Origin of the sequence: Methylomonas sp. MK1, assembly GCF_000365425.1 — a bacterium.
GTDB lineage: Bacteria > Pseudomonadota > Gammaproteobacteria > Methylococcales > Methylomonadaceae > Methylomonas.
The window spans coordinates 1,106,633-1,126,494 of the sequence record NZ_AQOV01000002.1; the positions used below are offsets into that span (position 1 = coordinate 1,106,633).

Below are 19,862 nucleotides of genomic sequence, written 5' to 3' on the forward strand. Positions count from 1 at the left end.
TGGGCAATGACCAAGCTAAGTGCTTAATACCTTATCGCCGGCCTTGCGCTAATGCGGTTTATTGCGTTGTTCTTCATATGCGGACGGACTGATGCCGGCGCTTGCCAGATATTCGCGCAGATGTTTGATTTCTTGTTTAGTGCATATGCCGCTGTGATGCGGATGATGTAACACGCCTTCGACGTTATTCAAACTCACGTGAAAGCGCGCGCCGTGGCTAGGTTGCAGGTTGGCGCCCAGGTGGTGCAACAGCGATTCTATTTCCCGCCAATGGATGTTGCCGCTAACCGGATCCTGGAATATCGCGCGTAGCAGATTTAAATGGTGGCTCATGGCTGCATCCTCCTGCATCAAAATTGGTAGCTTAAGTTTGAACCGAGTTGGGGTTCAATTTGGCTGGTGAAAGGTGGTGTTTAACTAAATCTGTTTCAAAATAAGAAACAAATCATGTAATAAATGCCTTATTGTAAATAAATGGCAAAGGTTTATAGTTAAACCGTCTTCAATGAATCGGCTGAAACCCAGTCAAGGTGGAAAAATGAACAAGTCAAGCAATCTGTATAAAGACATCGTCACCGGATTGTTTTTTGCTACCGGTATGTTCAGCTTCCTGTCCGGTCAGTTTGTTCTTTCCACACTGTTTTTTGGCGCTGCTTCCCTGTTTAGCAATATCGAAGTGGCTAAACCGGTCCGATTTTAAGTTTTTTCGTAGTACCTCCTCGTTGTAACGCTACACATTCCACAGCCTCCACCCTGCTCAAGGTGGGGGCTTTTTTTGTATTCAAGCAGGCGATTTCTCAGTCGGACTTGGAGGTTTTTGCCGGGTCTGAAACCACAGTATATTCAGCTTCCAGGCTTTGCCCGTCAACCTGTGCATTTTTAAGTTTTCGCAGCAACCACCAGCCTCTGATGCCGATTATCGTCAACGGAATTAGCAGTAAGGCAAAAAACGCCGAAAACACCACGGTACCCAAGACCGCGCCGGCAATCATCGCCGGAATGGTCAGCAGATTGGACAGCTTGCTTTGTGGAGGTGACTCAAGGCGGGGATGCGCACCGGAGCTGTCGATGCGGATGGTTTTCTTGTAGATTTTTAACATGTCGGGCACCTTTTAAAATGGTACGAGGCCGGCCTCGTTCCCGAAAAGGACTAACGGGTCGTTAGCTTTCCAGGGCGGGTATTTTCGCATAACCGTCGCAAACAGATTGGATGTTAAAAAGTCGTCCAACCAGTGTTGCAAGGCCGGGTAGGGCGAGCTGGCAAACCAAGCGTTATCCACTGCGGCAAACTGCCGGATAAACGGCGCAATGGCGGCGTCGGCCAAGCCGAAAGTTAAGCCGCACAAAAAGCGAGTCCGCTGCAAGCGGGTTTCCAGCTCGGCTAAAAACACCTCGCCTTGTTGACGATAAACAGTTTGCGTTTGTTCCGGATAGCGGTCCGCATATTTGTAGCGGTCCAAATAGTATTTGAAATCGCCGTCGTTCCAGTCGATTAATCGCTTAGCATCTTCCGGCATTTGGTCCAGCCAGTCTTGCGGGTCGTGTTGCGCCAAGGCCCACCGCATAATATCCAGGCTTTGTTCGATCACTTGGCCGTCGGGCAACACTAATACCGGTACGGTGCCTTTTGGCGAAACGCTTAGCATCGCCTCCGGTTTATTGCTGAGCTCGATTTCTCGGAGTGCGACGCTTAGCCCCGATACGGCAATGGCTAAGCGTGCCCGCATCGCATACGGACAGCGGCGGAAGCTGTAAAAGATGGGGTAAATCGGTTCTGCGGTGAGGGACGGTGCAATCATATTGGGATTGTCAGTGACACATTACTGTAAATGATCGTCGATTAAAGTCTGGTAAAATAACCGATTTTAGCGTCAACCCATTTATTTCGTCACACGCCTGAAACGGCGACAACGCTCTTTTTACTCTTAATCCTCGGACACTCTCTTGATTTCTACCGCTAATATCACCATGCAATTCGGGGCCAAGCCCCTGTTTGAAAACGTTTCCGTGAAATTCGGCAACGGCAACCGCTACGGCCTGATCGGCGCCAACGGCTGCGGCAAGTCGACCTTTATGAAAATCCTCAGCGGCGACCTGGAACCTACATCCGGCAACGTCAGCGTCGATGCCAACGAGCGTTTGGGTATCTTGCGCCAGAATCAATTCGCGTACGAAGAGCAACGGGTGCTGGATGTAGTGATGATGGGGCATGCCGAGATGTGGGCGGCCATGTCGGAACGTGACGCCATCTACGCCAATATGGAAGCCAGCGAAGACGACTACATGCGCGCCGCCGATCTGGAAACGGTGTTTGCCGAATTCGGCGGCTATACCGCCGAAGCCCGGGCCGGTGAATTATTGTTGGGTTTGGACATCCCGCTGGAACAACACAACGGCCCGATGAGCGCGGTGGCGCCAGGCTGGAAACTGCGGGTTTTGCTGGCGCAAGCCTTGTTTTCCAATCCTGACATCTTGCTGCTGGACGAGCCGACCAATAACCTGGACATCAACACTATCCGCTGGCTGGAAAACGTGCTGAACGAGCGTAATTCCACAATGGTGATCATCTCGCATGACCGGCATTTTTTGAATAGCGTTTGCACGCATATGGCCGACCTGGACTACGGCGAATTGCGGGTCTATCCGGGCAATTACGACGATTACATGACCGCCGTGACCCAAGTGCGCGAGCAGTTACTGGCCGGCAACGCCAAGAAAAAAGCCCAAATTGCCGAACTGCAAACCTTCGTGGCGCGCTTTTCTGCTAACGCTTCCAAGGCCAAGCAGGCCACGTCCCGGGCGCGGCAGTTAGAGAAAATCAAGCTCGACGAAGTCAAGCCGTCCAGCCGGGTTAATCCGTTCATTCGTTTCGACCAAGCTAAAAAACTGTACCGTTTGGCGGTGGAAGCTAAAGATTTGGCCAAAGGCTACGGCGCGGAACCCTTGTTCAAGAACTTGAACATGATGATTGCGGTCGGCGAGCGGGTGGCGGTGATTGGTCCCAACGGTATCGGTAAATCCACCTTGTTGAAAACCCTGGTCGGCGATTTGACCCCGGACAGCGGCGAAGTGAAGTGGGCGGAAAACGCAGACGTCGGTTATTTTGCGCAGGATCATGCCGAGGATTTTGCTGAAGACATGCCGCTGATTGAATGGATGGGCCAATGGCGCAAGGAATCGGACGACGATCAGACCATACGCGGCACGCTGGGGCGTTTGTTGTTTTCCAATGACGAAATCAACAAATCCGTAAAAGTCATTTCCGGTGGTGAGCAAGGCAGGATGTTGTTCGGCAAATTGATTCTGCAAAAAAACAACGTCATGGTGCTGGATGAACCCACCAACCATTTGGACATGGAATCGATCGAATCACTGAACGCGGCCTTGGAAAACTATCCAGGCACGCTGATTTTCGTCAGTCACGACCGCGAGTTTGTATCGTCATTGGCGACCCGGATTATCGAACTCACGCCGAACGGCATCGTCGATTTCAGCGGTAATTACGAAGACTATTTAAACAGTCAAGACATCAACTAAGGCTAAGCCGCCAGAGCATTCCGGCCCGGATAAATCGGTCAGTAATCTCTGGCACCGCGCACGAACAGTGTCGCACCAACGTCGGTATACACCTCGCGGTGCGCGCTGCCGGCCGGCGCCAGTTGGTAGTCGCCGGCGCGCAGCAAGACGTCGTCGATAAACAAGTCGCCGTCCAGCATCATGCATTCCTCTTCCAGCCGATGGCCGTGTGCCGGGCATTTGGCGCCGGCTTCCAGGCGATAAAAACCGGATTCGCGTTCCCCGTCCTGCCACAGCGGTTTTTTCCAGACGCCGGGGGCAATTTCCTGCCAGTCGTCTATTTGCTTGGTAAACACGCTAAACGACTCAGCCTTGCCAAACGGCAGCAGACCCGCCAGTACTTCCCGCAACACCTCGCGACTATCGCCCAGTGAAGTGCCGCGTAAATAGGCGAGTGCGCCGTTAGCCGACCTTATCCCGCCGTGCCGACTGCCGGCCGGCGAGGCGTGATAGTCCAAGGGGCCAAGCCGCAAGTCGCCCATTTGCAAATCGCCGTGCAAGACGATGCCTTCTTCCAGACAGTTGTGCCGATGCGGTATCAGGCTGGCGCCGGGGGCGAATTCGATCAATACCGAGTGGCCTTGCAGGCCGCCGTCCCAGAGTGGTTTGACGCGGATGCCGGTTTTCAGGGCTTGCCAGGCGCCGTGTCTGGCGCGCACGGTGAGTAAGCCGGCTTGTTTGGCAAGGCTGGCAGAGACTTGCGTCATCAGGCCTTGGCGTAACGAATTGCGGCGTTCGCCGGCAACCGGAATCGGCGCCAAACCGTCGGCCAGCAGCGTTTCGAGTTGCTGCAAATCGTTGGCATCTGCGCTATCCAAAGGCGGGAATTTGTCTGTCATGTTGTTTAGTTAACCTCGCCGGCATCGGCTGTCAATAATTGCTGCATAGTCTGTAGGGCCCGCCGGATATGTGATTTCACAGTACCCAAGGGCAAACCGCTGCAAACAGCGATTTCGTCGTGACTCAAACCCCGGAAAAATGCCAAAGACACCAATTGCCGGGGCAAGGGCTCCAAAGCCGCCAGGGCCGTTTGCAAGCGATGACCTTGCTGCACCGCTGATAGTAAATCCGGCGGCATTTGTTCGGCTGGGGCTTCGATCAGCACCAGAGCGTCCGGTTCCAGCTCGCTTAGATTGCCGTCCAGTTGCCGCAAGGCGTCCAGTGCCCGACTGCGAGCCATCGTCATCACCCAGGCTTTTACCGAACCGCGTTCGGCATCGAAGCGCGGCGCCTGCCGCCAGATCTGCCAGAACGTGTCTTGCACCACTTCTTCGGCACACTGCGACCGCCGGGTGATGCGTAGTGCCACACCGTAGACCTGATCGACCAGGCTATCGTATAAGCGCCCCAGCGCGGCTTGATCCTGATCCACGACGTCGGCGATCCATTCCCGCAGTAAGGCTTCGTCGGCGGTCGTTGCCAGTTGTAGGTGCTGGTCGTCGTCCGAATCGCTATCCGTCATCGTCCTCGCATCCCTTTAAAAGCTATACGCGGCATCGGTTGGTTTGGATGCGAGGCGAAGTTGGGATAGCGCTCAAAGTGTGAACCAGGCGACATAAGGCATGTGGATTTTTCTTGGTTTGCCAAGATTGGTGGCGGCATTTAAGAGGGCAGAGAGTGGGAGTTTGTGGTTGGGCCACTATAAAACAGCCGTTTGCGCGTGGCAAATAGTCAAACTACCGAAGTGATTATTGCTTGTGCTCTGGGTTAATAACACTCGTCGTTTCCTATCGAAAGACGCTTATGTGCCAAGCACCGACCAAGTTCGTTGCACAAACCCGGCCGCAAATATTTTTACCTGTTTTGCATCCAATGCCGAATTGGCCGCGTATCAGTCATCGCAAGCCGGCGCGAATGCCGAGTATCGCCATCCGCATCTGGAATCCGCCGCCGGCTTGCCATTTCTAACCATAGACTGAGAGGAAACCACGATGAAAAAGCTATTTCCGGTTGCGTTGTTAGGCGCCTGCCTGACCGCAGCGACAGCGGTTGAGGCCGCGGACTTTGAATTTAACGGCAACTTTGCCAACGATAACGATAAGCTGAGCTTTGCCTTTTCGCTCGGCTCGCCCGGCACGGTGACCTTGTTTACCTCATCCTGGCTAGACGGCGGTTTCGATCCGATTTTGACGTTGTGGGACGGCTTAGGCAACCAATTGGCCGAGCAAGACGACGGCGGCTTGGGCGGCAGCCAATTGTCGAACGGGGTTAATTTCAATTACGGCGAATTCGACAGTTATTTAGCCATCAATCTTGTCGCCGGGAATTACCTGGCAACCTTGACTCAATACGACAACTTTTCGGTAAGCGCCGCGCTGGCCGACGGATTTTTACGGGATGCCGATCCGCAATTTACCGCCGCCTTCGGTTGTTCGAACGGCCGGTTTTGCGAGGGATCTTTAACCGATAGCAATGGCGATCCGGTGGAACCGAATCGCACGGCGGCTTGGGATCTACACATTCTCAACGTCGCCAATGCCCAGATCGTCAGTGTGCCGGAACCGCCCACCCTGATGCTGCTGAGTTTGTCCGGCTTGTTTTTGCTCGGTGGCCGGCTGGGAAAGGCTAGATCCGCACCGCGAACCGACGCGGAAGCGGCCAGTCCGGTGCGTTTGGCATAAATTCCATTTTCCGGCATCCGTTTGCCGATTTTCCGCGTATTCCCTAACGCAGCTGCTTGAAGCTGCGGCTTTAATTAATGAGGAATTAGACTATGAAAGACTTACATCACTACAGCAGTTGGCCGCTGACCATGTTCGCCAGCGCTTTATTATTGATGGGCGGCATACCGTCCGTTGAGGCCGCCAATCATCGCGAAGCGCCGTTAACAGCGTTGGATACCAAAGCCGACATCACCGATTGGTACGCCTTTGTCAGTTACAACGATCCCAGCAAGGTGACGATGATTCTGAATGTCGATCCTTTGCTGGAACCCAGCAACGGCCCGAATTATTTTCCGTTCGATCCGGAAATTTTGTATGAAATGAAAGTGGATAACAATTTCGACGCCGACGAAGACATTACTCTCCAGTTCAGATTTAAAACCGAAAACCGCTTGCCCGGCGTGTTTACCGGATTTGTCGGTGCCGGCACCGGCATTGTAGCGCCGGCTAATTCACCCAACCCGATCGCAGCCGGTACCTTAATTGTGCCGCCGGCCATTACCGCACTGGATGGCCCTGGCTCGGAAGGTTTGGGTTTGCGGCAAAGTTATACGGTGACGCTGATCAAAGGGAAGGGTGCCAACCGGCAAGTTATCGATCTGACCAATCAGCAAAAGCTCTATGCGGTGCCTTCCAACGTCGGGCCGCGCACCATGCCTAACTATCAAAATCTGGCCAGCCAGGGAATTTATGATTTAGGCGGCGGCGTTAGCGTATTTGCCGGCACCGTCGACGATCCGTTTTACATTGATTTGGGTGCGACTTTCGATACGTTTAATTTTAGGGTTGGCGCGTCCGGCGTCGGTGTGCCGGGGGTGTTTGCCGAGAACCAAAATGATGCGGAACATCAAAACTTCGCGTCCGACGATGTGGCCGGGTACAACGTCAATTCCATTGCTATCGAGTTGCCTATCGCCATGCTTACCCAAGACGGCAAGCAACATAGCGCCGGCGAAGCCTTGGCGGTAGTCGGTACTTACGCCACCACCTCCCGGCCACGTACCAAAGCCTATGCGGATAAACCGGGCGGCAAACCCAAACTTGCCAATGCCTATGTGCAGATTCAACGGATGGGTAACCCGTTGATTAATGAGGTGTTGATCGGCACCGGCGATAAAGACAAATTCAGCATGAGCGAGCCCAAGGACGACGCCAGTTTTGCCGGTTATGTGCTGGATCCGTTATTGGCCAGAGTCGTCAACGCTGCTTACGGCGGTGCGGTACCCATTCCGACGCCACCGCGAGTTAATCCGGCCAATCCCAGTTTCGACCTGGGACCCTTGGTGTTTTATGCCGCGCCGATTTGCCCAGGTTGTTCTCCGTCGCAACGCGGACCGGTCGCGGATTTGCTGCGTTTGAACACCGGCATCGGCCCCGCACCTGTCAGCGCCCGTAAACGCATGGCATTTCTGGCGGGCGATACTGCCGGCTTTCCCAATGGTCGGCGGGTGTCCGACGACGTCACCGATATTGCCGCGCAGGCTGTGGTTGGGGTTTTGAATCCGGCCTTTAACAGCTTTCCGAATAACCGGGTTGCCGACGGCGTTAACACCAACGATAGAAGCTACCAGGAAGTGTTTCCTTATGTAGCTTTTGCCAATAGCGGCCGGCAAAGCCGCCATGTCGATCCTGGTGAGGCCGGTTGTTTCGATGCCGTCTCCCTGGCTGTGGGGAGTTGTCCAAACAATTAGAAAAGAGGGAAGGGGGCGGCGCTGCTCGCCCCCCTGTTCGATAAACATCCGAAGGAGGAGCCAATGAAGCACTGGCTTACATTAGGTTTAATAATGTCTGTTGCTGTACTCAGTGATGCGGAGGCGCAAGCTTATTTACCCAAGACCGATGACGAAATCGTCGAAGTCTTGCCGGCCAGGGGCGAAAGCTGGCTGGAAATTCGTTACTTGCGCAAACAAGTCGCGGCTCAGCCTAATGACTTGGAACCGGCTTTAGCTTTAGTCCGGCGCTATATCGAACTGGGCCGCGCTGAATCGGATCCGCGCTATTTCGGTTACGCGGAAGCGGCGTTGGCGCCATGGCTGACAGTCGCGCAACCGACAGCCGAAGTCCTGACCTTGCGAGCCACCTTGTTTCAAAATCGCCACGAATTTCCGGCGGCTCTGGAATATTTGCATTGGGCTTTGGCGCGTCAGCCGCGCCTGGTGCAAGCTTGGTTGACGCGGGCGGCGATTTTGGAAGTGCAAGGCCAACACGCCGATGCTCTGAACAGCTGTTTACCTTTATTGAAATTGGCAGAGCCGCTGATCGGCCAAGTTTGTCTGAATTCCATTCTGAGTGTTTCCGGCCAGCTCGACACTGCTTATCGCCAGTTGGCACGAGCAGTAAGCGCTGCGCACAGTGCCGCACCGGCAGACCAACAATGGGCATTGACCACGCTGGCGGAAATGGCCGAGCGCATGGGTAATACAGATGCGGCCGACCGTTATTACCGGCAGGCGCTGCAAGTGCCGCGCCGCAATGGTTATCTGTTGGCTACCTATGCCGATTATTTATTAGACCGGAATCGTTTCCAAGACGTGGTGGAATTGTTAGCCAACGATACCCGCGCCGACGGCTTGTTACTGCGCCTGACTTTTGCCGAAAAAGCCTTGCGGCTGCCAACTGCCGCTGTGCATATAGATGCGCTGACCGCTCGCTTTGCCGCTAGCCGGATGCGTGGCGATACCAGCCATCAAGGCGAAGAGGCGCGCTTTTTATTGCATGTGTTAAACCAGCCCGAATCGGCGCTGGCCCTGGCACAAACCAATTGGGCCGTGCAACGCGAGCCGCGCGACGCGCGCATTTTGTTGGAAGCGGCGGTGGCTAGCGGCAAAACGCAACAACAGCTGCAACCGCTGCTGACTTTTTTAACCGAGTCCAAATTGCAAGATGTGCGACTGCAAACGCTACTCGCGCAAATTGGGGGGAGCGGAATATGAACGGGCCGGCAAAATTCCTTCACCCCTTAAATACTGTTTGCCCTGGGCCTCTCGACTGCGCTCAGGGCAGGCCTGTCGAAGGGCAGGCCCCACCAAGCTTAGACGGGTTAAGCTCGAACCGAATACGCGGAATCATTTGGGTCGGGTTAATCATGGTCTGGCTGCTGACTGCAAGTTTTAATGTTTTTGCCCATAAGGCCAGCGATAGTTACATGACGGTGCAGGTTGATGGGTGGCAGATCTCCGGGCAATGGGATATTGCCTTGCGCGACCTGGATTACGCCTTGGGTTTGGATGCAAACGACGACGGTAATATTACCTGGGCGGAGTTGCGAAATAGTCGGGATGTTGTGTATGCCTATGCGCTGAGTCGTTTGCAAATGACGACGGCTAAGCAAGTCTGTTCGCTGCAAGCAGGGGATTTACGGGTGGACGAACACAGCGATGGTCATTACGCCGTATTAAATTTCCGGGCGACTTGTCCGTCTGCGTCCACGCCGTTGTCGATAGACTATTGCTTGCTTTTCGATCTCGACCCGCAGCATCGCGGGCTGATAAGCGTCATTCATGCCGCTAAAACCGATACCGCGATCTTTAGTCCTGACCACCAACGTAGCGAATTTGTGCGGGACGCTGATTATTCCGGGTGGCGGACCGTGGCGCGATTCGGCTACGCCGGGCTATGGCATATCTGGATCGGTTTTGACCATATTCTATTTTTGTTAAGTCTGTTGCTGCCGGCTGCTTTGGCGTGGGAGCGGGGTGCTTGGCAGCCAAAACCAGGCTTTAGACCGGTATTTTTCGATGTGCTAGGTGTGGTCACCGCCTTCACGTTGGCACATTCGTTCACCCTGAGCCTTACGGTGTTGCAATACCTCTGTCTGCCGTCCCGCTGGGTAGAATCGGCCATTGCCGCCTCCGTGGTGTTGGCAGCGTTGAACAATATTTATCCGGTGTTGGTAAAACGCCGCACCTGGTTTGCCTTTGCTTTCGGCTTGATCCACGGCATGGGCATCGCCAGTGTGTTGTTGGACATGGGCTTGCCGGACACGCAGCGGCTGTTACCGCTATTGGGCTTTAATTTGGGTGTGGAAGCAGGGCAGTTGGCGATTGTCGGTGCGGTTTTGCCGTTGATAGTCGGCTTTAGCCGCTATCGCTATTATCCGCTAGTCGTGATGAAAACCGGTTCAGCATCCATCGTCGCCGTGGCTTTGGTTTGGTTAGCGGAACGAAGTCTGGATTTTCAGATGAACATATTTTGAGCAACTTGGCGTATATCGGTGCTGCTGATTATTAACCCGGCCCTTAACTACCCTTCGCCTGTCTAAGGGCACACCAGCCTGGGCTTCGCCACACTCAACCTCAACGGAATGCCAGTGATCAATAGGCCTGGTTAGTAAATATCGTCGCTCCTGCGCAGGCGGGAGCCGGCTATATTGGATTCACTGCGCGGCCTTATTGCAGATCAAGGTCCGGGCCGGATTGCTGCGGATATGACGTGGCAGCCAGCACTGCTTTTTCGATGTGGGCTATCAGCTCCACAATTTGTTGGTCCAGCATAAAGCGTAGCTCCCACTCGACGGCCAAATCGTCGGCCAGATTGTCGATACGATGATGATCGATATAACTTTGCTTTAGACGTGCTTGATGATTGGCAAGCTCGATCCGGTTGCCGGCTTGTTCGCCTTGCAGAAGTCTTGCGGCATATTCCAGGGCGGTTGCCAGCTCGGCATCGAACGCCCGGCTGAGCTGTTGCAATTCATCAGGAAAGTGGCTGAAGCGCTGGCCGCTGAGTAAGCGATAGCGTTTGCGGACTTGCAGCAAGCCGGATAAATGGCCGGCGTCCTTCACAATATTCCGCAGCGCCGCTCGTTCATGCACTTTCTCGACCAAGCGCGCATCGGGTTCCAATACCGCGTGTGCCAACAAGTCTTGAGCGGCGGCCAGCTCTTTTTCCGCCGATAGCCGTAAGGGTAAGGTGTAAGTCAGCAGGTGACTGACATCGGGTAAGCGCTTGGTGAAGCTGGCAAGTGTGCGCAACGCCGCTACGCTGTGGTGGCGGGCCAGTGCAATCGAGCGCCGCGGCCACAGTGCGTAATCGATAACGCCCATCACGATGAGTCCGAGCAATATGCCTATGACCCGGTCGCGCGGCAGATATAGGTCGGTGACTGGACCGAAATCGTGCAACACAAACAAAGCAAACGAAAAACCAAGTTGTCGGCCCAGGTAGGCGATGCGTTCGCTGCCGGCGGTAATCCAGGCTGCCAACGCCCAAAATGGCGTCGTCGCCAGCGCAAAGCCGACGATGGTATCGAGCTGAGATTGAAAGACCAATACGTAAAAATAAGCGCAGATCCCGCCGACGGCGGCTCCCGACACCCGCAACAGCGAGAGCCGGTAGTCGGCGCCGAGACTGGTTTGCGCTGCGACCAGACAGGTAGGAATCGCGGTGTTGATGTCGGGCCAGCCCAGGCTTTCCACGATCAGCATGCATAGAATCGCCCCCAGCGAGAATTTAATGCCGAATTGCACGCTGTCGGCATGGCTTGCCCAATACTCGTAAGCAAGCCAGGCCGGCAGCCAGCTATGTTCAGGGTTATCGTCGGATTCCTGGCCGATGTCCTTACTGTCCGCCACATCTACAGGTTGATGTAAAGCCTGTGTCAAACCGACAATGCGTTGCAAGGCCCGCCACAAAGCGGTTAACAACGACGGATTTGATTCCCGGGCATAGCTTTGCAACACCTCCTCGCTTAACAAGCGCGTGACGGCTGCGGACACATCGCGTGATTCCACCACGCCTTGCCGCAAATTGGCGCAGGCGCTTTGCATAGCCCGATAGACATGCAGTTTTTCCGGCGTCAACGGCTGGGCTCTATATTCCGCCGCAAGCACCTGATTAAGCCAATCCGCCAACTGGCGCAAACCGTCTATTTCCAGCAGCAGCGCCCGATAAGTCTGGTGGCGTTCGTGTAACGCCGGATGGATCAATTCGGCGTTGGCCAGCAAACCCAGCAACTTGCCGAGGCTGCCGGCAGCGGCGTGCATGTTTGCTTCCGGCCTGGGGCTATACGCACCCGCATCGGCCAAACGCGCACTGAAAATGTATTCCACCGCCGCCAATTGTGTGGTGATCTCCACTTTTAACAGTTTCAGAGGATCTTGCGGTTTGATGGTCAGATGCACCGCCGTCCATGTTCCGAGTGCGAGTATGCCGATAATGGGGATATTCCATAAGGCATGGTAAATATTTTCATCGGGCGTGCTGGGGCTGTACAGTACTGCCACCGAATACCATAAAGCAATGCCCGTGGGCCAGGCGATCAGGCGGGCGTGAAACAGGGACAAAGCCAATATAACGAACGACAGCGGCAGCAGTAACCAAGGGTCGTTGCCAGCCAACATCAGCGTCAATACCGACACTAAAGTCGTCACAATCAGATAGCCGAGCTGGCGCATTCCAAACGCCAGGGATTGGCCGGCATTGGCGTGGGCGTCGTAGCTTAAGCAAATCAATATGGAAATTGCTCCCAAGGGCGGGATATGCAGGGTTTGGCTGACGAGCGCAATAGTCAGCGTGACGGCAAACAAGCGCAGGGCGGCTACACGACGCGCAGCCGAATCTTTGAGTTCGGCTTTGAGAAATTGCCCCAGGCTGGTGCCAAACCAAAGCCGGCCGGGTTTTGGCTGCGAGCTTAAACCAGGCCGGCTGTCGCCAATGGTCATGGCGGCAGGGCTGTATCGGCTGCGTCGGCAGTTGGTTTCCGCACCGTAACAAAGGCGGTCATCCCCATACGGAGCGGATGCTCGGGGTCGTGCTCTTTAATCTCGATCCGTACCGGAAAACGCGAAGCCAGAATGACCCAGTTCAGTGTGCGTTCAACTTCCGGCAATACGCCATGCTGTTTGATATTGTCGGGCGAATTGGCCCAGCCGATCCCGGTCACCACGCCGGGATAGCGCTTGCCCGGATATGCGACCAGAAACACTTCGGCTTCCTGGCCGGGTTTGATCGACCGCAAATAGGTTTCCTTGAAGTCGGCGATCACATACCAGTGGCGATCATCCACCAAAGCGAACATTTGCGCGCCGGCCTTGGCGTATTCGCCTTCGCGGGTATTCAAATTGGTGACATAGGCGTTAAACGGCGCGCGCACATAACAATATTCCAGATCGAGTTCGGCGGCGGTAACCATGGCTCTGGCCGCTTCGATGCGGGCATTGACGTCGCCGACCTGGGCAATCAACGAAACGGCGCGGCGACTGTCGCTTTTGGCTTCCTCGATCGCGCTACGGGCCGATTGCTCCTTAGCTTTCGCATCCGCCAACTCGGCGCGCGAAGCCGCATAGCGCGATCGCGCCTGTTTCAGCTGATCGGTGGTGACATATTGTTTATCCGCCAAGGGTTCCAGTCGCTCCAGATAATTATGCAGATACTCGTCTTCCGCCTCGATTTTTTTGACTTCGGCGTCGGCGGCGGCGCGCTGGTGTTCCAGACGCTCGATGGCAATTTCTGCGGAACCGCTGGAAGCACGCCGGGAATCGACATCTTTTTCCGCGAGCAGCAATTCGGCCTTGGCTTTGTCCAATCTGGCCTGATAGGGGCGCGGGTCGATCACGTACAGCAAATCGCCCTGTTTGACATATTGATTGTCTTCGACATGCAATTCCACGATGCGGCCGCTGACTTCCGGGGCGATGCCGACGATGTTGGCCCGCACCATCGCATCGTTGGTGCGCGGATTTTGATAGTTGATATGCCAAACCAGCGAGCCGGTCGCCACAGCACCCAGCACGATGGCTATGCCGATGACCCGACCCAGCAACATCCGATTTTTCAGGCTTAACCCTTGACTATGGTTTTGACTGTTTTCCATCAGGTACCGCCGTTTTCATGCTGCATAAAACACCAGCCAGATGCTAAAGGTGCACAAAGCCCACAGGCTGGGGGCGATCAGCAGCGGTGGCCCCAAATGCGGTGCCAGGCGGTAGTGCACCAATTGCCACATCAGCAGCATGCTGGTCGCCAGCCCGCTGAGGATGCAGATGATCCAGGCCGGCCAGAACGAACCTTGCAGGCTCAACATCGGATCGCAAGCGGTCAGGAAAATCGAGAGACTCGCCGGGAAAAACATTTTAAGGGAACCTCTAAACATTCCCTCGCCCTCAGGGAGAGGGCTAGGGTGAGGGGGGTAAGTAATTGATTTTAATTCCCTCATCCCAACCTTCTCCCGGGGGGAGAAGGAGGTGTATTTATTTTTAGAGGCCCACTTAAGTAAATGCCCAGAGATCATTGTGCGCTTCACCTCAAACGTATGAACATTTCGGTACTCGCTAGAATTCATCATCGACTTGTTCAATATGATTGCCGCGCGCGGTGATGACCGCTTCATGCAGCCTCTGTAAATCCGCCTCCAGCTTCGAGATTTCCTCGGGCGCATAATTGTCGAACAGGCGGCCGATATGGGCCAGATGCTCGGGGAAAGTTTGTTCGTAAACCGCGCGGCCCGCCTCGGTCAAGCGGATGATCTGGCTGCGACCGTCTTTTTTCGAGGCAGACCTTTCCACCAGGCCCTTGTCCTCCAAGCGGCTGACCACACCGGTGAGCGTGCCTTTGGTAATCAAGGTTTCCTCGCCAAGTTTCTTGGGCTGCATGCCGGCGGTTTTGCCCAGCGTAATGATCACATCGTATTGCGGCAAGGTTAATTCAAGCCGGTGAACGTGCCTGGCCGCATACGACAAAAAGGCCTGGTGGGTGCGGAGTAATTGGCGCAGTACGGTCGGAAATGTAGAGTCGGAGGACATAATCTAAAAATAATTGTTCTAATTAGGATTCGATAATAGCTATAAGCTTATTCACGCTCAAGAAAAACCTGGTGAATCGCTTAGCCGGTATTTGCTGTGTTGAACTAGAAATGCTTAGAGGCCACAGTATGAAAGACAGTCATTTAATGCTCATCCAACACTTCCGGATTTTGCTCGCCTGACACATAAACCAGCGTTGCGGCAGAACGTAATAAAGTCGCTCGACTATCGATTTCGGTATAGCGGGCACGCGCCAAATCCTTTTGCGCCGATAACAGCTCGATTACCGTCGAAAAGCCGTGCGTGTAAGACTCCTGGGTGGCGGCATAGGATTCCTCGGCGGCTTTCAACAGAGCCAAGGCAAACTCGCGTTTTTCCAGTGCGGTTTTGGTGTCGGCATAGGCTTTCCAGATGTCGCGCATGATTTCCAGGCGCAAGGCCTCAAGTTGAGCTTGGGACGCCGACCTTTTGGCCTCGGCTTCCCGTACGGCATTGCTGCGTTCAAAGCCGTCGAACAAGGTCCATTCCACATTTAACATGGCCGTATCGACCATGGTGTTGGCGGAATAACTTTCGCCGCCCGATGGCTTGGTATGCACATTGCCCCAGTATTGATTACCCACCATGCCGCGTAGCGACACTTTCGGCCAGAATTCCGCTCTGGCTTTTTTAACGTCCGCTTCGCGGGCACGCAATTCGGCAAGGCGCGCCAGTAAATCGGGACGCTGCTCCAAGGCCTGATCGACAATTTTTTCCACCGATTGCGCCAGTTCTGAGGGCAACGGTAGCTTGCTCAGGTCGACCAGTTGCAGGCTGTAAGCCGGCGATATTCCCAGGCTCGTCGTTAGATCGGCACGGGTCTGCGTGACCGAGCCGCGCGCATCTTGCAGGTCATAACTGGATTTTGCCTGCTCTTGCAGCGCCAGCAACAAGTCGGGTTTGGTGGCCAGGCCTTGTTTGAGTTTGGCTTGAACCGAGTCGGCGTTGGTTTTCGCTGACTCATAGGTGTGCTGAGCCGCCGTCACCTTGGCCAAGGCGGCCTGATAAACAAAAAAACTGCTGGCCACCCGATAGGCAATTTCCTGGTGTTTACGGTCGAAGGCAAAATTAGCCGCGCTCAGCCTCTGTGCACCGGCATCGACCAGCGCTTCCCGGCGGCCGAAATCGAATAAGGTCCAGGCTAAATCCAGACTGGCAAACGCCGCGTAACCGTTGCTGACCAGCGCGCTGCCGGGGATGGGGAAGCTACTGGTAAAATGCTGGCCGAATGCCATTGCCGTCAGGGTGGGATACCAGTTGCTGCGATTTCTTTCCAAGCGCGCGGCGGCGGCTTTTGCTTCCTCCCAGCTAATCCGCGTTTCCGGATGCGTGTGCAGGGCCAAATCCACCAAGGCCGGCAAATCGTAGGTTTGCTGGGTATCGATTCCGGCATCTTCAGTTGGAGAGCTGGACGTATCCGGCGCTGGCGGGCGGTTTTGGGCTTGATAAGCGTGCCTGGACAAAGCCGGCCGGGCAGGGATTGGCGGATCATATTCCGCAATTGGCGCCGGCTTCGGTACGGTGCAGGCTGTCAACAATGTCAGTGCCGCAAGCGCCGCGTTGCGATAGGCTGGCGCTAAATAGGGCAATATTGCCGAGCTGGAAACGAATTTTTTCAAGCGTTTATTGGGTAGTCGAATCACTCGAATTTGGAAAAATCCCCTAGTTATTAATCTATTCTTTGGCCCCCGAACTCTATCATTTATTCGGGGCCTGCGAGCAACAGTTGATTCATGCGGTTACTGTTTTATCAAGTCATCACACTTCAAATTTCGGTTTTTTTGATTCCCTCACCCGGAGGGCGAGGGAACGGATGTGCCGAAATTTGCAGTGTGGGAGATATATCCGGTCTTGAGATTAGGACAAAGCCGGTATCTTGCCGATGGGAGGTACAGTTTCAGCCGTCGGCCTGGGCAATTTGCCGTTGTCCCAGTGCCGTTTTGCCGGCTCGACAGCCTTGGGCGGTGCGATCTTTCGGCCCTGCATCAATTCGTCGATTTGATATTTATCCAGCGTCTCCCAATCCAGTAAGGCTTGCGCCATGTTGTGGAGAATATCCATATGGGCTTTGAGGATGGCTTCGGCGCGCCGATAGTTATTTGCCAGGGTTTGTCTAATTTCATGATCGATCAGGCGCGCCATTTGCTCCGACATCGGTTTGGTTGAGCCCATAAATCCGCTGTCGTTGTCGCCGCAATCCATCGGGCCCAGACGATCGGATAAGCCCCATTTGGTGACCATATTGCGCGCCAATTGAGTGGCGCGTTGTATATCGTTGGAGGCACCGGTGGTGACTTTGTTTTTGCCGTAAATTAAGGCTTCGGCAATCCGGCCGCCGAACAGGCTGGAAATCTGGCCCTCCAGTTTATCTTTGCAGGCACTGTATTGGTCGTGTTCCGGCAGAAACATGGTGATGCCCAAAGCACCGCCGCGCGGCATGATGCTGACCTTATAAACCGGGTCGTGTTCCGGCATCAAGCGGCCGACGATGGCGTGGCCGGCTTCATGGTAAGCAGTCATCAGCAAATCCTCGCGACTCATGATCATGGTGCGTTTCTCGGCGCCCATGATGGCTTTGTCGCGGGCGCTGTCCAGGTCGTGCATTGTTACTTCCCTTTGGTTGTTGCGGGCAGCGAACAAGGCGCCTTCATTAATCAGATTGGCTAGTTCCGCACCTGAAAATCCGGGTGTGCCGCGCGCCAGATCGTTGATGTTAACATCGTCGGCCAAGGGCACTCGGGTGGCGTGGACTTTGAGAATTTGTTCGCGGCCCTTGATGTCCGGCAAGCCGATCTGCACTTGGCGATCGAAGCGGCCCGGTCTCAGCAAAGCCTTGTCCAGCACATCGACACGGTTAGTCGCTGCAATGACAATGATGCCTTCGTTGCCGCTAAAACCGTCCATCTCCACCAATAATTGGTTAAGGGTTTGTTCGCGTTCTTCGCCGCCGCCAATGTTGCCGCCAGTACTGCGCTGGCGGCCGACTGCGTCGATTTCATCGATAAAAATAATGCAGGGCGCGCGCTTTTTAGCTTGCTCAAACATATCCCGCACCCTGGACGCGCCGACGCCGACAAACATTTCCACAAAATCGGAACCCGAGATCGAGAAGAACGGCACCCCGGCCTCGCCGGCAATGGCCCGCGCCAATAAGGTTTTACCGGTACCGGGAGGGCCCACCATCAACACGCCGCGCGGAATTTTACCGCCCAAGGCTTCGTATTTGCCCGGATCTTTCAGGAAGTCGACCATTTCCGCCACGTCCTGTTTGGCTTCCTCGGCGCCGGCCACATCGTTGAAACGCACCTTGACTTGATCTTCGGTCATCAATTTGGCCCGGCTTTTACCAAAGCCATTTTGCGCGCCGGCACCCTGTTGTTGCTTACGCATGAAATAGATCAATACCCCGATCAACAGCAAGGTAGGAGCCCATGAGAATAAAAGTTGCGTTAGGGTAGATTGGGTCTCAGGCCGCTCGACTTTGATCTTGACGTCATACTCCAATAGGTCGTCTATGATCCGCGCATCGCCAGGATTGAATGTGGTAAAGCGCGTGCCGTTATGGCGGCGGCCATCGATAGATTTGCCGTCTATCACCACTTCGGCCACGGACTTGCTGCGCACATCCTTGATGAAATCGGAATAGGAAATGTCGTTTTGCGAGTTGTAAGCAGATAGGCGGGGACTGAATGCCGCGAATATTGCGATAGCGATTCCAACGGTTATGGACAGGGCGATTAAGAGCTTTTTCATGATTGCGATCTCCTGTTTAGGATGCAAGGTTCAAGTAATACGCTTAGGCAAGACTTGGGTTTGTGCACGGACGTTTTCCACATCAAGCCAGGCGAGAAGAGAACACTGGTTCGACATAAGAAAATCAGCAATTTTTGCGCCATTAATTCGATATAAAAAGACCTGCATCGCCGCTTCGCCAGTTGGCGAACGAGTTAACTGTCACGTTTTTCTTTTCGGAGGTAAGAAAACGCTTGGAACATAGGTCCAAGGCCGGCCACGCGCATCAAATATGCCGGCGTTATCGACAATGCAGGTCGTAAAAGGGAGCATTTACACAAGGCTTGGACCCAGTAATGTTCAAGCCTTGTGTCCAATATGCACACAAAACGCCCCTATTTTGTGCACCGATGCGGTCCGTTGATACATGGCTGAACCGGCCTGTGTTTACGGCTTAGTGGCTGGAAACATAAAGTTTGTGCATTTCTTCATAGCGGCTCAAAGCTTCTTTCAACGATTCCCCGGCCAATTGCAAATCGCCGCCGCGCGCTGCTTTCCATGCGGTATTCAGACGTTTGCCGGCATGTTGGCGTTTGACTTCGAGATCGTTGTTCTCGATGTCTTTTTGCTGTTGTTTGGCATTGCTGACCAGCTCGGCGACGGTTTCTTTGTCCGCGCCGTTTTCCACCGCGGAGATGGACGCTTTGACTTTGGAAATGGTGCTTTCCAGAGCGGCTCTTACTTCTTCGTGGCTAAAGGTCGCCGCGGAGACAGGAAAACACAGCGCACTGATAAGGGAGATTGCTATAGAGAAAATTATGAATTCTTTGCGTGACATCATGATGTTAACCTCGGTAAACAAGAAAAAATAAATCGATAGAGGGTTGGGCCTCGGCACTTCAGGATCAAAACGAACTTATGTTTCGAGAGCTTCGTTTCAATTGTTAGTGTGGGTAGAGTTTATCAGATTATGGTTCTGATTAGAACTTAATTTGTTTCCATCAGAACTACTTGTGTGTTTTTCATCACACTTTTTAATTGAATATGCATAATCGTAACGGTGAGAATTGGTACGAAGGCACGTGCTGGATTGAATTGATCGCCAGCAATT

At 54.2% G+C, this 19,862-nt stretch carries 18 protein-coding genes and 2 pseudogenes; 7 read left to right on the forward strand and 13 right to left on the reverse strand.

The genetic code is table 11. The features are described from left to right. Window positions 1-48: 48 nt before the first annotated feature. Window positions 49-333, reverse strand: a complete 285-nt coding sequence (locus G006_RS0121840; protein WP_020485354.1) for a hypothetical protein — start codon at window positions 331-333, stop codon at window positions 49-51. Between the two features lie 205 nt (window positions 334-538). On the opposite strand from G006_RS0121840, the gene G006_RS28955 reads away from it, so the two are divergent. Then, window positions 539-700: a hypothetical protein gene (locus tag G006_RS28955; protein WP_165786391.1), complete on the forward strand. Its 162-nt coding sequence runs from the start codon at window positions 539-541 to the stop codon at window positions 698-700. A 97-nt stretch (window positions 701-797) separates the two neighbouring features. Here the strand turns inward: G006_RS28955 and G006_RS0121850 are convergent, their stop codons facing one another. Continuing rightward, on the reverse strand, window positions 798-1,100 hold the full coding sequence (locus tag G006_RS0121850; protein ID WP_020485356.1) for a hypothetical protein: 303 nt from the start codon (window positions 1,098-1,100) through the stop codon (window positions 798-800). 12 nt (window positions 1,101-1,112) lie between these two features. Further along, window positions 1,113-1,799, reverse strand: coding sequence for a glutathione S-transferase (locus G006_RS0121855; RefSeq protein ID WP_081607989.1), 687 nt, complete (start codon window positions 1,797-1,799; stop codon window positions 1,113-1,115). Window positions 1,800-1,944: 145 nt separating this feature from the next. On the opposite strand from G006_RS0121855, the gene G006_RS0121860 reads away from it, so the two are divergent. After that, window positions 1,945-3,537 (forward strand): ABC-F family ATPase, encoded by a 1,593-nt coding sequence (locus tag G006_RS0121860; protein ID WP_026147221.1) that lies wholly within the window; start codon window positions 1,945-1,947, stop codon window positions 3,535-3,537. 38 nt (window positions 3,538-3,575) lie between these two features. Here the strand turns inward: G006_RS0121860 and G006_RS29555 are convergent. The 3 genes and pseudogenes from G006_RS29555 to G006_RS0121870 all read right to left on the reverse strand — a co-directional run. Beyond that, window positions 3,576-3,791, reverse strand: a pseudogene (locus G006_RS29555) (cupin domain-containing protein); the annotation flags it as partial. A 204-nt stretch (window positions 3,792-3,995) separates the two neighbouring features. Then, window positions 3,996-4,415 (reverse strand): annotated as a pseudogene (locus tag G006_RS29560) (cupin domain-containing protein); the annotation flags it as partial. Window positions 4,416-4,420: 5 nt separating this feature from the next. Beyond that, a complete protein-coding gene (locus G006_RS0121870; RefSeq protein WP_020485360.1) occupies window positions 4,421-5,038 on the reverse strand; it encodes a sigma-70 family RNA polymerase sigma factor in 618 nt (205 codons plus the stop codon). A 283-nt stretch (window positions 5,039-5,321) separates the two neighbouring features. Here G006_RS0121870 and G006_RS28695 point away from each other — a divergent pair, with 283 nt between their 5' ends. From G006_RS28695 to G006_RS0121895, 5 genes are all read left to right on the forward strand, one after another. Further along, a complete protein-coding gene (locus G006_RS28695) occupies window positions 5,322-5,495 on the forward strand; it encodes a hypothetical protein (RefSeq protein WP_160167693.1) in 174 nt (57 codons plus the stop codon). Between the two features lie 12 nt (window positions 5,496-5,507). After that, window positions 5,508-6,197 carry a DVUA0089 family protein gene (locus G006_RS26220; RefSeq protein WP_020485362.1) on the forward strand — a complete coding sequence of 230 codons (690 nt, stop codon included), beginning with the start codon at window positions 5,508-5,510 and terminating at the stop codon, window positions 6,195-6,197. Window positions 6,198-6,289: 92 nt separating this feature from the next. Beyond that, on the forward strand, window positions 6,290-7,930 hold the full coding sequence (locus tag G006_RS0121885; RefSeq protein WP_020485363.1) for a DUF4331 domain-containing protein: 1,641 nt from the start codon (window positions 6,290-6,292) through the stop codon (window positions 7,928-7,930). A 93-nt stretch (window positions 7,931-8,023) separates the two neighbouring features. Continuing rightward, the gene (locus tag G006_RS0121890; RefSeq protein WP_020485364.1) at window positions 8,024-9,172 is read left to right on the forward strand and encodes a hypothetical protein; all 1,149 of its coding nucleotides are present in this window, start codon (window positions 8,024-8,026) and stop codon (window positions 9,170-9,172) included. A gap of 152 nt (window positions 9,173-9,324) precedes the next feature. After that, window positions 9,325-10,434: a HupE/UreJ family protein gene (locus tag G006_RS0121895; protein WP_020485365.1), complete on the forward strand. Its 1,110-nt coding sequence runs from the start codon at window positions 9,325-9,327 to the stop codon at window positions 10,432-10,434. A gap of 193 nt (window positions 10,435-10,627) precedes the next feature. Here G006_RS0121895 and G006_RS28510 read toward each other — a convergent pair whose 3' ends face one another. The 7 genes from G006_RS28510 to G006_RS0121935 form a co-directional block, all read right to left on the reverse strand. Further along, the gene (locus G006_RS28510; RefSeq protein ID WP_020485366.1) at window positions 10,628-12,901 is read right to left on the reverse strand and encodes an FUSC family protein; all 2,274 of its coding nucleotides are present in this window, start codon (window positions 12,899-12,901) and stop codon (window positions 10,628-10,630) included. Next, entirely contained in the window at window positions 12,898-14,052 is a 1,155-nt protein-coding gene (locus G006_RS0121905) for an efflux RND transporter periplasmic adaptor subunit (protein WP_020485367.1), read from the reverse strand. Before G006_RS0121905 ends, G006_RS28510 begins: the two co-directional genes overlap by 4 nt. Window positions 14,053-14,067: 15 nt before the next feature. After that, window positions 14,068-14,331, reverse strand: coding sequence for a YtcA family lipoprotein (locus tag G006_RS0121910; RefSeq protein ID WP_152428993.1), 264 nt, complete (start codon window positions 14,329-14,331; stop codon window positions 14,068-14,070). Between the two features lie 178 nt (window positions 14,332-14,509). Next, window positions 14,510-14,980, reverse strand: coding sequence for a MarR family winged helix-turn-helix transcriptional regulator (locus G006_RS0121915; protein ID WP_020485369.1), 471 nt, complete (start codon window positions 14,978-14,980; stop codon window positions 14,510-14,512). Between the two features lie 143 nt (window positions 14,981-15,123). Beyond that, a complete protein-coding gene (locus tag G006_RS0121920; protein WP_235048897.1) occupies window positions 15,124-16,638 on the reverse strand; it encodes a TolC family protein in 1,515 nt (504 codons plus the stop codon). Between the two features lie 238 nt (window positions 16,639-16,876). Next, entirely contained in the window at window positions 16,877-18,772 is a 1,896-nt protein-coding gene (gene ftsH / locus G006_RS0121925; RefSeq protein ID WP_020485371.1) for an ATP-dependent zinc metalloprotease FtsH, read from the reverse strand. Window positions 18,773-19,205: 433 nt separating this feature from the next. After that, complete coding sequence (locus tag G006_RS0121935; RefSeq protein WP_026147224.1) at window positions 19,206-19,592, reverse strand: hypothetical protein; 387 nt, start codon at window positions 19,590-19,592, stop codon at window positions 19,206-19,208. Window positions 19,593-19,862 lie beyond the last annotated feature (270 nt).

Coding starts and splice junctions, on each gene's coding strand:
- G006_RS0121870 (WP_020485360.1), bottom strand. CDS start 5,038: ATGACGGATAGCGATTCGGACGACGACCAGCACCTACAACTGGCAACG.
- G006_RS0121890 (WP_020485364.1), top strand. CDS start 8,024: ATGTCTGTTGCTGTACTCAGTGATGCGGAGGCGCAAGCTTATTTACCC.
- G006_RS0121910 (WP_152428993.1), bottom strand. CDS start 14,331: ATGTTTAGAGGTTCCCTTAAAATGTTTTTCCCGGCGAGTCTCTCGATT.
- G006_RS0121850 (WP_020485356.1), bottom strand. CDS start 1,100: ATGTTAAAAATCTACAAGAAAACCATCCGCATCGACAGCTCCGGTGCG.
- G006_RS0121855 (WP_081607989.1), bottom strand. CDS start 1,799: ATGATTGCACCGTCCCTCACCGCAGAACCGATTTACCCCATCTTTTAC.
- G006_RS0121895 (WP_020485365.1), top strand. CDS start 9,325: ATGGTCTGGCTGCTGACTGCAAGTTTTAATGTTTTTGCCCATAAGGCC.
- G006_RS0121840 (WP_020485354.1), bottom strand. CDS start 333: ATGAGCCACCATTTAAATCTGCTACGCGCGATATTCCAGGATCCGGTT.
- G006_RS28510 (WP_020485366.1), bottom strand. CDS start 12,901: ATGACCATTGGCGACAGCCGGCCTGGTTTAAGCTCGCAGCCAAAACCC.
- G006_RS28955 (WP_165786391.1), top strand. CDS start 539: ATGAACAAGTCAAGCAATCTGTATAAAGACATCGTCACCGGATTGTTT.
- G006_RS0121935 (WP_026147224.1), bottom strand. CDS start 19,592: ATGATGTCACGCAAAGAATTCATAATTTTCTCTATAGCAATCTCCCTT.
- G006_RS26220 (WP_020485362.1), top strand. CDS start 5,508: ATGAAAAAGCTATTTCCGGTTGCGTTGTTAGGCGCCTGCCTGACCGCA.
- ftsH (WP_020485371.1), bottom strand. CDS start 18,772: ATGAAAAAGCTCTTAATCGCCCTGTCCATAACCGTTGGAATCGCTATC.
- G006_RS0121915 (WP_020485369.1), bottom strand. CDS start 14,980: ATGTCCTCCGACTCTACATTTCCGACCGTACTGCGCCAATTACTCCGC.
- G006_RS0121905 (WP_020485367.1), bottom strand. CDS start 14,052: ATGGAAAACAGTCAAAACCATAGTCAAGGGTTAAGCCTGAAAAATCGG.
- G006_RS0121885 (WP_020485363.1), top strand. CDS start 6,290: ATGAAAGACTTACATCACTACAGCAGTTGGCCGCTGACCATGTTCGCC.